Genomic DNA, 12,689 nt, shown 5'->3' with positions numbered 1-12,689 from the left:
GAACGCAGCAAGGCCCGCCGTCAGCGGGCAGCGTCGATCAGCGCGAGGCCGGCAGCGCCGACTTGCGCACCACGTGGTACTCGCCCTCGACCACGTTCGGGTCGGCCGGGCGGCTCGGGCCGGGCTTGCGCGAAGCCAGCAGCTTCCACGCCAGGCCCACCAGGATCATGGCCGCACCGACGAATACGCCGATGAACACCATCGCGGCCAGGATCGCCAGGCCGAGCAGGCCTACGGCAACGCGCACCAGCGGATGGCGCGGCTTGCGCGGGGCAAACAGGGTGCGGAACTGGTTGAAGGCGAAATCGCGATTGAACATGGTGGCTCGATAGGCTGGAAATCAGCGAGCCATGAGTATCGGCAGCTGCCACTGTCATTGAGTGAAAAACTCGTTAAATATAGCCTTGGCTTATTACGGATCAATGACTTGTGTTCATGTCGCAGCTAGTCACATGACCAGGCATGCGACAATGCGCGATTCCGTCCGAGCCTTCGCCATGACTGCCGCTGTCGCCCTGATCACCCTTGATGCCATTGCCGATGGCGCGTTTGCCGAGGTTGAAGCGGTGGTCGATGGCGATGCCGAGTCGCTGCTGCTGTACCGCGACGGTGAACAGGTGCGCGCGTTCCTGAACATCTGCCCGCACGCGGGCCGCCGTCTGGACTGGGCTCCGGGTCAGTTCCTGAAGAGCCGCGAAGGCCACCTGGTCTGCGCCGCCCACGGCGCCTCGTTCGCGCTGGACAGCGGCGACTGCATCGCCGGCCCCTGCAAGGGCGACCGCCTGCGCGCAGTGCCGGTGGATGTGCGCGATGGGCAGGTCTACCTGGCCTGATGCATCGGTGTGCGGACCAACGGTCCGCACCCACAGGATCAATGGGTATTCAGATCCATCCACGCATGGCGTGGATCTACCGTGTCGACCAAGGTCGACACCTACCAAAGCGGTGCACGACGCCGTTCAGGCAGATCGCAGAAATCTGTCGAAGGCGGGGTGGGTCCGGTTGCGGGGGCGTGAGCGCCATGGATGGCGCGACCGAGCTTACAGGGACGTACTTGCAGCGTCCCCCGCAACCGGACCCACCCCGCCATCCTGCAGGAAGCCAGCTTTTGCTGTTGCTCCGGCTGTTGCCGTTGTCGTTGCCTCTGCGGGTGCAGGGCGCAGCCCTGCAGAGAGGACCCCTCAGAACATCAGGTTGATCATCACCACCACCACGCACGTATAGATCAGCGACAGCGGGCCGCCGACCCGCCACATCTCGCGTGGGGTGTAGTTGGCCGGGCCGGTGATCATCGAAATCACCGGGTTCGACGCCGTCATCAGGTTGTTGGACGCCGACAGCGCCACGATCAGCGCGAACGCGGTCGGGTTACCGCCTGCCGCCAGCGCCAGGTTCACCGCGATCGGCACCATCACGATCGTCGCCCCCACATGGCTGATCACCAGCGAGAACACCGTGGTCAGCAGCGCCAGCGCCAGCTCCAGCACCCAGATCGGAATACCCGTGGGCAGCTTGTCGATGGTATGGCCGGCCACCCACGCCGCCGCGCCGCTGGAATCCATCGCCCAGCCAAGCGGAATCAGCCCGGCCATCATGAACACCGTCTTCCAGTTGATCGAGGCATAGGCCTCGTCCATGCGCAGCACGCCGGTCAGCAGCATGCCGGCCACGCCGGTCATCAGGGTCAGCGCTACCGGCAGCTTGCTGGTCAGCGCGATCAGGATGGTCAGGGCGAAGATCGCCATGGCGATCTTGAACTTGTGCGGGCGCTGCTCGCCGGTCGGGTAGTCGGTCACCACCACGAAGTCGCGGCTTTTGGCGGCCTGCGCCAAGTCGGTCCAGATGCTGTGGAAGACCAGCATGTCGCCGGCACGCAGCTGCACATCGCGCACATCCTCGCGGATCACCTGCTTGTCGCGGTTGATCGCCAGCAGGCTGATGCCGCGTTCCTTGCGCAGGCGCAGGTCGGCCGCGCTCTTGCCGATCACGTTCGACGTCGGCGGCACCACCGCTTCGGAAATGCCGGCGCGGCTGGGATTGAACAGGTCACCCAGGTGTTTCAGGCGCGAGGACATGCGCAGGAACTGGTTCTGCGCGAAATCGTGGATCTGCTCGCGCGGGCCCATCGCCCCCAGCACGCTGCCCACCCATATGCGCATTTCTGCCGGCGGCGCCAGGCGGGTGTCATTGCCGGTCTTCAGTGCCAGCAGCAGCGGCGCGTCATGCAGGTTCTCCGCTTCGCCCAGGGTCATGCCGACCAGCGGACTCTCGGCGGTGACCACCAGCTCGAACACATCGCCTTCGATGCCGTAGGTCTTGGCGAAGTAGCTTTCGGTGCGGGCCGGCGTGGTGCCGTCGTTGACCAGGCTTTCCTCTTCCACCAGCTTGCGGTCGCCGTAATAGCGGAAATACAGCAGCGAGGCGATCAGCAGGGCGATGCCGATCGGCAGCGGCGCGAACATGCGCAGCGGCTCGATGGTGGCCAGGCCGGAGGGCAGGTTGTTGTTGGCCGAGGCCAGCAGATCGTTCAGCAGGATCAGCGGCGAGTTGCCGACCATGGTCAGCGCGCCACCCATCACGATCGCCGCCGAGATCGGCAGCAGCAGACGCTGCATGGTCAGCCCGGTGCGCGCGGCCAGGCGCGAGGCGACCGGCAGGTACAACGCCATCACCGATGGGTTCTGCATGAAGGACGAGTTCAGGCCGGCGATGGCCGTGGTCATCATCAGCAGCCGCTGCTCCACGCCATGCCCGCGCCGCAGCAGCCAGGCCGCGAGGCGGTTCAGCGCACCGGTGCGGTCCAGGCCGGCGCCGAGGATGGTGGTGGCGATGATGCTCATCACCGCGTTGCCGGAGAAACCGCCGAAGATCTCCTCCGGCGCGATCAGGCCGGTCACGCCCAGCACCACCAGCACCACCAGCGCGACCACGTCGGCGCGGATGCGCTCGAACAGGAACATCGCCATTGTGAAGCCGACCAGCCCGAGCACGAGCTTCATGTCAGTGGTCAGCGTCAGCGCGGTATCCATGTGGGGCGCGGCGTCCTCAGGCGTTCATCAGGTGCGGTCGTACAACAGGTCCCAGACACCATGGCCGAGCTTCTGGCCGCGGGTCTCGAAGTGGGTCTGCGGGCGCCAGTCCGGACGGGGCACGCTGCCACGCGGGCCGGCGCGGTTGACCAGGCCGGGGGTGGCATCCAGCACGTCCCACATCTGCTCGGCGTAATCTTCCCAGTCGGTGGCGCAGTGCAGACGGCCACCGGAGCGCAGCTTGCGCACCAGCAGCTCGGCAAAGCCCGGCTGGATCAGGCGACGCTTGTTGTGGCGCTTCTTGTGCCACGGGTCGGGGAAATAGATGCGCACTTCGTCCAGCGCGCCATCGGCGATTTCCTTTTCCAGCACTTCCACCGCGTCGTGGTGGTACAGGCGCACGTGGTCGGCGTTGTCGTCGGCCAGCGCGTTCAGCAGGCGGCCGACGCCGGGCGCGTGCACTTCCAGGCCGATGTAGTCGCGGCTCGGGTCGTGCTGTGCGGCAAAGCGCAGCGCGGCGCCGTTGCCGAAGCCGATTTCCAGCACCTTGCGGGCATCGCGGCCGAAGGTGGCATCCAGATCACGCGGTTCACCGCTGAAATCCAGGCCGAAACGCGGCCAGCGCTCGTCGAACGCGCGCTGCTGGGCGGGGGTGAAACGGCCCTGGCGCAGCACGAAGCTGCGCACTTCACGGCGGCCTTCATTGACCGTGAACGGCTTGGGCGGCGCCTTCGAACCGGCGCTGTCGAATGGATTGGTCATCAGCCGATCAACCCATCGATCGGCGAGGACGCACTGGCGTAGCGCTTGCGCGGAATGCGGCCGGCCAGGAATGCCTCGCGGCCTGCTTCCACGGCCTTGCGCATCGCGCTGGCCATCAGCACCGGGTGGCGCGCACCGGCGATGGCGGTGTTCATCAGCACGCCGTCGCAGCCCAGCTCCATCGCGATCGCCGCGTCCGATGCAGTGCCCACGCCGGCGTCGACGATGATCGGCACCTTGGCGTCTTCGATGATCTGCAGCAGGTTGTACTTGTTCTGGATGCCCAGGCCCGAGCCGATCGGCGCGGCCAGCGGCATCACCGCAGCGCAGCCGATCTCTTCCAGGCGCTTGGCCAGGATCGGGTCGTCGGAGGTATAGACCATCACCTCGAAACCGTCCTTGACCAGCTGTTCGGCGGCCTTGAGGGTCTGCACCACGTCCGGGTACAGCGACTTCTGGTCGCCCAGCACTTCCAGCTTGGTCAGGTTGTGGCCGTCCAGCAGTTCGCGGGCCAGGCGGCAGGTGCGCACGGCATCCTCGGCGGTGTAGCAGCCGGCGGTATTGGGCAGGATGGTGTAACGGTCCGGTGGCAGCACGTCGAGCAGATTCGGCTCGCCCGGGTTCTGGCCGATGTTGGTGCGGCGGATGGCCACGGTGACGATCCGGGCGCCTGCGGCCTCGGTGGCCAGGCGGGTTTCTTCCAGATCCTTGAACTTGCCGGTGCCGGTGAGCAGCCGCGAGCTGTAGGTCTTGCCGGCGATCACCAGCGAATCGGGGGAGACATGAGCGTTCATGACGCGATTATCGCTTATCCGCCTGAAGATGGGGTCACGCGGATGCGGGGGCGAGGGTCATTTTTCGCTGGTAGCGCCGGGCACGGGCCTTGCTTCAACCACCGCCAAGCGCATGCACGATCTCCACCACATCGCCCTCGGCCAGTACATGCTCGGCATGACGGCTGCGGCTGACGATCTCGCCGTTGACCTCCACCGCCACCCGGCGTTGCAGCAGCTGCTCGGCCACGAGCAGGTCCAGGAGGGTCGCCGAAGCGGGCAGGGTGCGGGGTTCGCCATTGAGCTGGATGTTCATGCGGCCATTGTCGCTGATCGCCGGTTCGCATCGGAACCGTTGCAAGTTGCGCGCTACGCCCGCACCGGCAAAGCCCGCCAGGCCTGGCTCGGGCGACAATCCATGCGGCGGCGCAGCGTGAGCAATTGGCGGCGCAGTGAAACCATTCACCGTGCGCCGGCGTACGTGCGTCGGAACCTCAACGATATCCCCACAGGAGTTTTTACATGCTGCTCAGCAAACGCCCGATCCGCTCCCTCATGGCGGCCGCGATCGCGCTGGCCGCGCTGCCGGCCATGGCAGGCGAATCCCCCTACAGCCACGCGGTCTTCTTCGGCGACAGCCTGACCGACGCCGGCTACTTCCGTCCGCTGCTGCCGGCCGACGTGCGCCCGGTCACCGGCCAGTTCACCACCAACCCGGGCTGGGTGTGGTCGCAGCAGGTGGCCAACTACTACGGCCTCAATGGCGCTGCCAACGGCAACGGCCAGAACGGCGACAACTACGCTGTCGGCGGTGCCCGTGTCGGCGTCGACGTGGCCAGTGCCCTGGGCACCATCCCATCGTTGAAGAGCCAGACGGCCCGCTACCTGGCTGCCAACGGCGGCAAGGCTGACGCCAATGCCCTGTACACGGTCTGGGGCGGTGCCAACGATCTGTTCGCCGCAGCGCGTGCGCCGGCCCAGGCGCAGGCCATCATCGGCGCGGCTGTCACCGACCAGGTGGCCCTGGTGGGCGCCCTCAAGCAGGCCGGTGCCGAGTACGTGCTCGTCCCCAACCTGCCGGACGTCGGCATTGCCCCGCAGTTCCGCTCGCTGGGTCCGGCCGGTGCCGCGCAGGCCACCGCGCTGGCGGCTGGCTACAACAAGGCCCTGTATGGCGGCCTGAAGCAGGCCGGCATCGAGTTCATCCCGCTCGATACCTTCACCGTGCTGCGTGAAGTGGCGGCCAACCCGGCCATGTACGGTTTCCGCAACGTCACCGACACCGGTTGCAGGATCAACCCTGCTGACACCACCACCAGCATCCTGACCTGCAACCCGACCAGCTACGTCAGCCCGGATGCGGCCACCGCCTATCTGTTCGCCGACGGCGTGCACCCGACCACCGCCGGTCATGCGCTGCTGGGCCAGTACGCGGTGTCGATCCTCGAAGGTCCGCGCCTGCAGCAGGTGCTGAGCCATTCGGCACAGACCATCGGCCGCTCGCGTGCCGACCAGGTCAGCCTGCACCAGGCGGGTCGCCCGGCTGACGGCCTGTCGTGGTGGGGCGGCGTGCGCGGCGACATGCAGCGCTATGACCACGCCGATCTGTACGACGGTCTGGCCCCGGCCGGCCTGTTCGGTATCGACTGGGCGCGTGACGGCATGGTCTTCGGCGGCTTCGCCGGCTTTGGCCGTCTGAATGCCGACTTCGGCAACAGCCGTGGCGACTTCACCCAGAAGGACACGACCGCAGGTCTGTTCGCTGGCTGGTACGGCGACCGCATCTGGGTCAACGGCCAGGTCAGCTACACCTGGCTGTCCTATGACGTGAACCGCAAGGTCCAGCTCGGCCCGGCTACCCGTGAGCACAGCGGCTCGCCGGACGGCAGCAACCTGACCGCCGCCCTGAATGCCGGTTACGAGTTCGGCACCGAAGGCGGCTTCCGCCACGGCCCGATCGCCTCGGTGATCTGGCAGCAGGTCAAGATCGACGATTACACCGAAAGCGCCGATGCCGGCACCCTGGCTACCGCGCTGGGCTACGGCAAGCAGGATGTCGATTCCACCGTGGGCCGTATCGGTTGGCAGGCCCGCTTCGACGGCGGCACCGTCAAGCCGTACGTGCAGGTGACCTACGACCACGAGTTCGAAGACACCAAGCAGGCCAGCGCCTGGGTGCAGAGCCTGCCAGACGTGGGCATGTACCGCGTACCGGGCATGGACTTCGACAAGAACTATGCGACCGCTATCCTGGGCGCGCGCATGGAACTGTTCGGCCTGCAGAGCAACATCGGCCTGAGCGCCACCACCCTGCAGAAGCGTGCGCAGGACGCGACGTTGTTTGCCAGCTTCAGCGGCAGCTTCTGATGCACACGACGGCAGGCCTGCGGGCTTGCCGTCTACTCGACGGGCAGGCTGCAAGGGCCTGCCCGTTGCGTTTGAACACGTGCCCCGCATAGACTTGTCGGGCAACGCGGGCGTAGCTCAATGGTAGAGCTGTAGCTTCCCAAGCTACTGACGAGGGTTCGATTCCCTTCGCCCGCTCCATGCCTCCCTAAGGTCTGCTGCTTCTCCAACCACTCCGCGATATCCGGACCGCTCCGCAATTCGCTGCGTCGAAGTGGCTTTGGAGTGTCTTTTCTTCTGGACGTGGATCCCGGTCGTGGTGACCGGTCAATGCCCCAGCCGGGCCGGCACCTCGCGAATGTCGATTGCCAAACAGGCCCTGTCTGCGCCGTCTCGGCGTGGAGATCGCGGAATTGAAAATCCCCTTCGCTCCTCCTTCGACCTTCCGGTTCCTGTCGAACCGATAGTTCAGTTGTTGCTTGGTTTGGAGATGCTAAAAGATCGTTAGCTAGGGGTTTTCATCATCCGTTGTCCGGAGCGCGAATGATCGCTGCACTTTTGCCAATCAGACGGTGCTTCGATTTTTCAGGGCGATCCAACCGGACAGAATTCTGGTCGTTCTTTCTGCTTGCTGCTCTCGTCGCGGCGCTCAGCTATAGCTTGGACAATGCCGGGTACTGGCTGATCGGCACCGATCTGCACAGCTGGGAACTGTCCTCGCGTCTCGGGGATGCGGGACGGGGGGTAGCGTTGGTTGCACTCATACTTTTCCCTCTGCCAATGCTCGCACTGACCGTTCGAAGACTGCACGACATTGATGAGTCTGGGTGGTTCGTTGTGATTGCGTTGGTTCCTCTAGGGGTGTTCGTTCTGTTTCCGGTGATGCTTCTCCCCGGCAGCGAGGAAGAGAATAGATTTGGTTGACCACCATGGACCCCACCGCTTCGGTTGGGCGGGTTGGGATTCGATTCCCTTCGCCCGCTCCTGAATCCAGGCCCCGGAAGCGGCATTGTCGTTTCCGGGGTTTTTCGTTTGCGCACGGCGTACAGATTCAAACAATCCGCATGTCCGACCGCTGCGGTCTTCGCTAGCGTATTGCTCTCATTTCAGGGAGTACGCAGGCATGGATCGCAGGGATGACGTCGTCACCGCGCTGCATCGGATCTTTCTTTCCGCTGGCATTGGCTCGGCCAAACAGGTTGAAGCGGTTCGAGCACTCGGGCGCGCCGGTGGCCCGCAGGCGGCGCAGTTGATCGGGCAGATCTATCAGGAGGCCTTCAGTGGATCGGCGATCCAGATGGCCTGCATCGCGGCGCTGGGCGAAGCGGCGCGCACTTATCCGTTGGCGCTGCCAGGCCCCGATTGAGCTGGGCAGCCACTGCCGCGCGTGGACCGAACAGCATCATCCAGACGCAACGTCGCCACGCTATGCTGCGCGCCTGCCGACCGATCCCACTGCGATGAAGCTCGCCATCCTGTCCCGCAACACCCGGCTGTACTCCACCCGTCGGCTGGTCGAGGCCGCGCGCGCGCGCGGCCATACCGTACGCATCCTGGATCCGCTGCGCTGCTACATGCGCATCGCCGCGGACGGCTTTTCCATGCACTACAAGGGCCGGCCGATGACTGGCGTGGACGCGGTCATCCCGCGCATCGGCGCTTCGGTCACCCGCTATGGCACCGCCGTATTGCGTCAGTTCGAGCTGATGGGCGCGCGTACCCCCAACCCGTCCGACGCGATCCTGCGCTCGCGCGACAAGCTGCGGGCGCACCAACTGCTGGCGGCCAAGGGCATCGATATGCCGGTCACCGTCTTTGGCGACAACCCGGACGACACCGTCGACCTGTTGTCCATGCTCGGCCCGCCTCCGCACGTGGTGAAGCTCAATGAAGGCACCCAGGGCCGCGGTGTGATCCTTACCGAGAAGGCCAGCGCTTCGCGCGGCATCGTCGAAGCCCTGCGTGGGCTGTATGCCAACTTCCTGATGCAGGAGTTCATCGGCGAGGCCAAGGGCGCCGACCTGCGCTGCTTCGTGGTCGGCGACCAGGTGGTGGCGTCGATGCAGCGCCAGGCCCCGGAAGGGGATTTCCGCTCGAACCTGCATGCCGGCGGTACCGCGGTGGCGTCCAAGGCCAGCCGGGCCGAGCAGCAGGTGGCGGTGCGTTCGGCCAAGGCGCTGGGGTTGGGCGTCTGTGGCGTGGACCTGATCCGCTCCGAGCGCGGCCCGCTGGTGCTGGAAGTGAACTCCACCCCGGGCCTGGAAGGGATTGAGGCTGCCTGCGGGGTGGACGTGGCCGCACGCATCATCGCGCATGTCGAGAAAATCAAAAAACCTTGATATTTCAGCGATTTGAAATTTAATTCAGGCAGGGTTGGCGGGTTTAACACCGCTTTAATCGCCCCGGGCGTAGCCTTCAACGAACCGCAGCTCTGCCTCTCAGCAGGATCGGTATCGGGATACAACTTCAGGCCCAGGCGGGTGCACCGCCTGGGTCTTTTTTATGCCCGCGCCCCCTGCCAAGGGTCCCTTGTGGGCGCGCGGGGACACTCGTAGAGTTGGGCCTTCGTTCCGAAGGATCGGGAGGTTGGCGATGTACCGCACCACGATGATCGTGCTGTTGCTGTGCCTGCCTGGCGTTGCACTGGCCAAGCCGGAAAAGGCGGCTGTGCAGATGGACCGCCAGAGCCCGGTGGCCGAGCAGGTCCGCCAGGTCGAAAAAGCCCTGCAGCAGGGCGATTACAGCGAAATCTCCGCCGAGGACCGCAGTCAGGTCCAGCAGGCACTGGCGCGGATCACCCAGCGGCTTGGCGACCGGCAGACCGTCCAGGAGCTGCCGCCGCAGGTGCAGAACGACGTTTTCAACGATCAGGAGCGGGTCAACAGCATCCTGACGCGCGCCCACAACGACAGTCGCCAGATCTGCTCATACCAGCGCACCACGGGCAGCAACATGCCCAAGAGCCGCTGCATGACCGTGGCCGAACGGCGCCGTATTGAAGAGAAGGGCAAGGCCCTGCTCAACGACCAACGCACCTACAGCAACTTGAACCCGGATTCCAAGCTTTAGGGCCACCTGCACCCTGCCGGCCAGCACTTGCTGGCAGAGCGCGCATCCGCATACAGTCGGCGTTCACCTCAAACAGGGATTCGTTTGTCATGAAGCATCCAGTGATATCAGCGGTTCTGGTTTCGGCATTGGCCCTGGTCGCTGCCTCGGCAGGGGCCAAGAGTGCCGAAGAGGTATTCCTGCCGGGCCAGCCGCTGCTGCAGCAGGTAGAGCGCATCGAGATCGAACTCAACGACGGCGAAACCTATTCCGAGCTGCGCCAGGAAGAGCGCGGCAAGGTCCGTGAGACCCTGGTTCGCATCCGTGCCGCCGCCGAGCAGTATCCGACCAGGGAGGCGATGCCTGAATCGGTACGAACCGAGGTCTTCAACGATCAGCAGGTCGTGAACACCGTTTTGACACAGGCGCGTGAAGATAGTCGTCTAATATGCCGACGTGAGAAGGCCATCGGTTCCAACATGTCGTCCACGCAATGCATGACCGTCGCCGAGCGTGCTCGGCAGAAGGACAAGGCACAGCGCGACATGGGCCAGGCCCAGCGCGTCGGTAAATTCGTCAATTAGAGGTGACAGTGAGAATCCTGGTAATCGAAGACAACAGCGACATTGCGGCCAATCTGGGCGACTACCTGGAGGACCGGGGCCACACCGTGGACTTCGCTGCCGACGGAGTGACCGGGTTGCATCTGGCTGTCGTGCACGAGTTCGACGCGATTGTCCTGGATCTCAACCTGCCGGGCATGGACGGTATCGAGGTCTGCCGCAAGCTTCGCAACGAAGCACGCAAGCAGACCCCGGTGCTGATGTTGACCGCGCGCGATTCGCTGGACAACAAACTGGCCGGCTTTGATTCCGGTGCTGACGACTACCTGATCAAGCCGTTCGCGCTGCAGGAAGTCGAAGTACGTCTGAACGCCCTGTCGCGTCGCGGCAAGGGCGTGCAGACCCGCGTACTGGAGACCGGCGACCTGGAGTACAACCTGGATACGCTGGAAGTGCGCCGCCAGGGCAAGCTGCTGCAGCTCAACCCGACCGCACTGAAGATCCTGCAGGCGTTGATGGAAGCGGCCCCGGCCGTGGTCACCCGGCAGGAACTGGAAACCCGTGTCTGGGGCGAAGAGCTGCCGGACTCCGATTCGCTGCGCGTGCACATCCATGGCCTGCGCGCTGTGGTGGACAAGCCCTTTGAAGTGCCGATGATCCAGACCCGCCATGGCATCGGATACCGCATCGCCACGCCGGAAGCCTGATTCTGTGGCAAGCAAGGGGGAGCGCCGGCGCACGCCTTATCGGCGGCGTCTGCGCAGCCGCATCATCGTCTCGTTCGTGTTGTTGGGCTTCTGCCTGACGACACTGTTCGCGTTTGCCACCAACTGGGCCCGCATGCGGGTGGAAAACCAGTTGGTGGAAGACGTGATGAACCGCAACATCAGCGAGTACGTGCGGCGTTACTACGAAAGCCCGGACCGCAACCCCGACCTGCCGGTGCAGCAGATGCGCGCGCGCCTGATCAAGCCGGACAAGTTCGAGGCGCTGCGCGAGGAGGAGCCGGACTGGTACGAGTTCAAGGACGGCCTGTACAACATGGGCGGTGTGGACGAGCGCGGAGAGCGCTATTCCTACAAGCTGGCCGTGCGCAAGACCCCTGATGCCTGGGCGTTCCTGGCCTACGACATGACCGACAGCGTTCGCGGTGGGCAGCAGCTCAACCGCGCGCTGTTCCTGTCGGTGCTGGTGTTCAGCCTGTTGTCGTTGGTGCTGGGTTGGTGGTCGGCCTCCAAGGTGATGAAGCCGGTCTCGGATCTGGCCGCGCGCCTGCGTGCGTACCGTGGCGGCACCAGCGACCCCGAACCCTTGGCGCCGCGCTTCCCCGATGACGAAGTGGGGCAGCTGGCCCAAGCGCTGGATGACTATTCTTCGCGGCTGACCGAAGTGGTGCAGCGCGACCGTGAGTTCAATGCGGACGTCAGCCATGAGCTGCGTACGCCGCTGGCGGTGATCCGTGGCGCTACCGAGCTGCTGCTGACCCGCCCGGGCCTGGACGAGAAGGTGCTGCAGCGCCTGCAGCGCATCCAACGTGCCGAGCAACAGTGCAGCGATCTGATCGGCGCACTGTTGCTGCTGTCGCGCAACGAACGCGGGCAGGGCAGCAGCAATGTGGCGCGTGTGGCCGAACAGCTGCTGGATGCGCATCGCGCGCAGTTGGGTGGCAAGCCGCTGGAACTGCATCTGGATGGCGAACGCGATCTGGTCATCGACGCCCCCGAAGCGGCGTTGTCGGTGGCGCTGGGCAACCTGATCGGCAATGCGGTGAAGTATTCGCAGGATGGCGAGGTCCGCGTGCATGTGGGCGCCAACGCCGTATCGGTGACCGACAGCGGGCCGGGCCTGAGCGAGGAAGATGCCGCCAAGCTGTTCCAGCGCGGTTATCGCGGCACCCATGCCGGTCACTCGCAGGGCGGCGGCATCGGCCTGTCGATCGTCAGCCGCCTGTGCGACCTGTACGGCTGGCAGGTGAGCGTGCGCCCGGGCGGCGCCCGTGGCGTGATCGCCACCCTGACGTTCTCGCCGAAGCCGCTGTAATCCTTCTGGCTGCCGCTTTGGTAGGTGCCGACCTCGGTCGGCACGAATCCATCCGTCGCCGATACTGCTCTGGTGGGTGCCGACCTTGGTCGGCACGAATCCATCCGTCGCCAAAATCTCCCACTCGG

The 12,689-nt window shown here is 65.1% G+C and carries 14 protein-coding genes and 1 tRNA gene; 10 read left to right on the top strand and 5 right to left on the bottom strand.

Annotated features, from left to right (window positions below):
- Positions 1-37 precede the first annotated feature (37 nt).
- Complete coding sequence (locus tag QP457_RS17260; protein WP_089236615.1) at positions 38-319, bottom strand: hypothetical protein; 282 nt, start codon at positions 317-319, stop codon at positions 38-40.
- Between the two features lie 178 nt (positions 320-497).
- Between QP457_RS17260 and QP457_RS17255 the strand changes: the two genes are divergently transcribed.
- Positions 498-833, top strand: coding sequence for a Rieske (2Fe-2S) protein (locus tag QP457_RS17255; RefSeq protein WP_049469607.1), 336 nt, complete (start codon positions 498-500; stop codon positions 831-833).
- Positions 834-1,181: 348 nt separating this feature from the next.
- Here the strand turns inward: QP457_RS17255 and QP457_RS17250 are convergent, their stop codons facing one another.
- The 4 genes from QP457_RS17250 to thiS form a co-directional block, all read right to left on the bottom strand.
- Positions 1,182-3,029, bottom strand: a complete 1,848-nt coding sequence (locus QP457_RS17250; protein ID WP_100553409.1) for an SLC13 family permease — start codon at positions 3,027-3,029, stop codon at positions 1,182-1,184.
- 27 nt (positions 3,030-3,056) lie between these two features.
- Positions 3,057-3,791: a tRNA (guanosine(46)-N7)-methyltransferase TrmB gene (gene trmB / locus QP457_RS17245; RefSeq protein ID WP_089236613.1), complete on the bottom strand. Its 735-nt coding sequence runs from the start codon at positions 3,789-3,791 to the stop codon at positions 3,057-3,059.
- Positions 3,791-4,585, bottom strand: a complete 795-nt coding sequence (locus tag QP457_RS17240) for a thiazole synthase (RefSeq protein WP_089236612.1) — start codon at positions 4,583-4,585, stop codon at positions 3,791-3,793. The genes trmB and QP457_RS17240 overlap by 1 nt, the downstream gene beginning before the upstream one ends.
- 94 nt (positions 4,586-4,679) lie before the next feature.
- Positions 4,680-4,880 (bottom strand): sulfur carrier protein ThiS, encoded by a 201-nt coding sequence (thiS, locus tag QP457_RS17235; RefSeq protein WP_205406025.1) that lies wholly within the window; start codon positions 4,878-4,880, stop codon positions 4,680-4,682.
- 206 nt (positions 4,881-5,086) lie between these two features.
- Between thiS and QP457_RS17230 the strand changes: the two genes are divergently transcribed.
- The 9 genes from QP457_RS17230 to QP457_RS17190 all read left to right on the top strand — a co-directional run bounded on the left by QP457_RS17230 (position 5,087) and on the right by QP457_RS17190 (position 12,561).
- Entirely contained in the window at positions 5,087-6,931 is a 1,845-nt protein-coding gene (locus QP457_RS17230; protein ID WP_205406024.1) for an autotransporter domain-containing protein, read from the top strand.
- Between the two features lie 106 nt (positions 6,932-7,037).
- A tRNA-Gly gene (locus QP457_RS17225) sits at positions 7,038-7,111 on the top strand.
- 342 nt (positions 7,112-7,453) lie between these two features.
- Positions 7,454-7,834 carry a DUF805 domain-containing protein gene (locus tag QP457_RS17220; protein WP_180165751.1) on the top strand — a complete coding sequence of 127 codons (381 nt, stop codon included), beginning with the start codon at positions 7,454-7,456 and terminating at the stop codon, positions 7,832-7,834.
- Positions 7,835-8,033: 199 nt separating this feature from the next.
- Positions 8,034-8,276, top strand: coding sequence for a hypothetical protein (locus QP457_RS17215; protein WP_180165749.1), 243 nt, complete (start codon positions 8,034-8,036; stop codon positions 8,274-8,276).
- A 94-nt stretch (positions 8,277-8,370) separates the two neighbouring features.
- Positions 8,371-9,249, top strand: a complete 879-nt coding sequence (rimK, locus tag QP457_RS17210; RefSeq protein ID WP_100553389.1) for a 30S ribosomal protein S6--L-glutamate ligase — start codon at positions 8,371-8,373, stop codon at positions 9,247-9,249.
- A gap of 253 nt (positions 9,250-9,502) precedes the next feature.
- Complete coding sequence (locus QP457_RS17205) at positions 9,503-9,979, top strand: hypothetical protein (RefSeq protein ID WP_205406023.1); 477 nt, start codon at positions 9,503-9,505, stop codon at positions 9,977-9,979.
- A gap of 89 nt (positions 9,980-10,068) precedes the next feature.
- Entirely contained in the window at positions 10,069-10,542 is a 474-nt protein-coding gene (locus QP457_RS17200) for a hypothetical protein (protein WP_180165745.1), read from the top strand.
- Between the two features lie 8 nt (positions 10,543-10,550).
- Positions 10,551-11,228 carry a response regulator transcription factor gene (locus QP457_RS17195; protein WP_025874286.1) on the top strand — a complete coding sequence of 226 codons (678 nt, stop codon included), beginning with the start codon at positions 10,551-10,553 and terminating at the stop codon, positions 11,226-11,228.
- On the top strand, positions 11,191-12,561 hold the full coding sequence (locus QP457_RS17190) for a HAMP domain-containing sensor histidine kinase (protein WP_100460170.1): 1,371 nt from the start codon (positions 11,191-11,193) through the stop codon (positions 12,559-12,561). Before QP457_RS17195 ends, QP457_RS17190 begins: the two co-directional genes overlap by 38 nt.
- Positions 12,562-12,689: the final 128 nt, after the last annotated feature.

The sequence above is a fragment of the Stenotrophomonas sp. As-7 genome (assembly GCF_030291015.1).
GTDB classification, from domain to species: Bacteria; Pseudomonadota; Gammaproteobacteria; order Xanthomonadales; family Xanthomonadaceae; genus Stenotrophomonas; species Stenotrophomonas lactitubi.
Note: the sequence above shows the minus strand (reverse complement) of the source record. Positions and strands in the feature narration are given on the sequence as shown.

Coding starts and splice junctions, on each gene's coding strand:
- QP457_RS17260 (WP_089236615.1), bottom strand. CDS start 319: ATGTTCAATCGCGATTTCGCCTTCAACCAGTTCCGCACCCTGTTTGCC.
- QP457_RS17255 (WP_049469607.1), top strand. CDS start 498: ATGACTGCCGCTGTCGCCCTGATCACCCTTGATGCCATTGCCGATGGC.
- QP457_RS17250 (WP_100553409.1), bottom strand. CDS start 3,029: ATGGATACCGCGCTGACGCTGACCACTGACATGAAGCTCGTGCTCGGG.
- trmB (WP_089236613.1), bottom strand. CDS start 3,791: ATGACCAATCCATTCGACAGCGCCGGTTCGAAGGCGCCGCCCAAGCCG.
- QP457_RS17240 (WP_089236612.1), bottom strand. CDS start 4,585: ATGAACGCTCATGTCTCCCCCGATTCGCTGGTGATCGCCGGCAAGACC.
- thiS (WP_205406025.1), bottom strand. CDS start 4,880: ATGAACATCCAGCTCAATGGCGAACCCCGCACCCTGCCCGCTTCGGCG.
- QP457_RS17230 (WP_205406024.1), top strand. CDS start 5,087: ATGCTGCTCAGCAAACGCCCGATCCGCTCCCTCATGGCGGCCGCGATC.
- QP457_RS17220 (WP_180165751.1), top strand. CDS start 7,454: ATGATCGCTGCACTTTTGCCAATCAGACGGTGCTTCGATTTTTCAGGG.
- QP457_RS17215 (WP_180165749.1), top strand. CDS start 8,034: ATGGATCGCAGGGATGACGTCGTCACCGCGCTGCATCGGATCTTTCTT.
- rimK (WP_100553389.1), top strand. CDS start 8,371: ATGAAGCTCGCCATCCTGTCCCGCAACACCCGGCTGTACTCCACCCGT.
- QP457_RS17205 (WP_205406023.1), top strand. CDS start 9,503: ATGTACCGCACCACGATGATCGTGCTGTTGCTGTGCCTGCCTGGCGTT.
- QP457_RS17200 (WP_180165745.1), top strand. CDS start 10,069: ATGAAGCATCCAGTGATATCAGCGGTTCTGGTTTCGGCATTGGCCCTG.
- QP457_RS17190 (WP_100460170.1), top strand. CDS start 11,191: ATGGCATCGGATACCGCATCGCCACGCCGGAAGCCTGATTCTGTGGCA.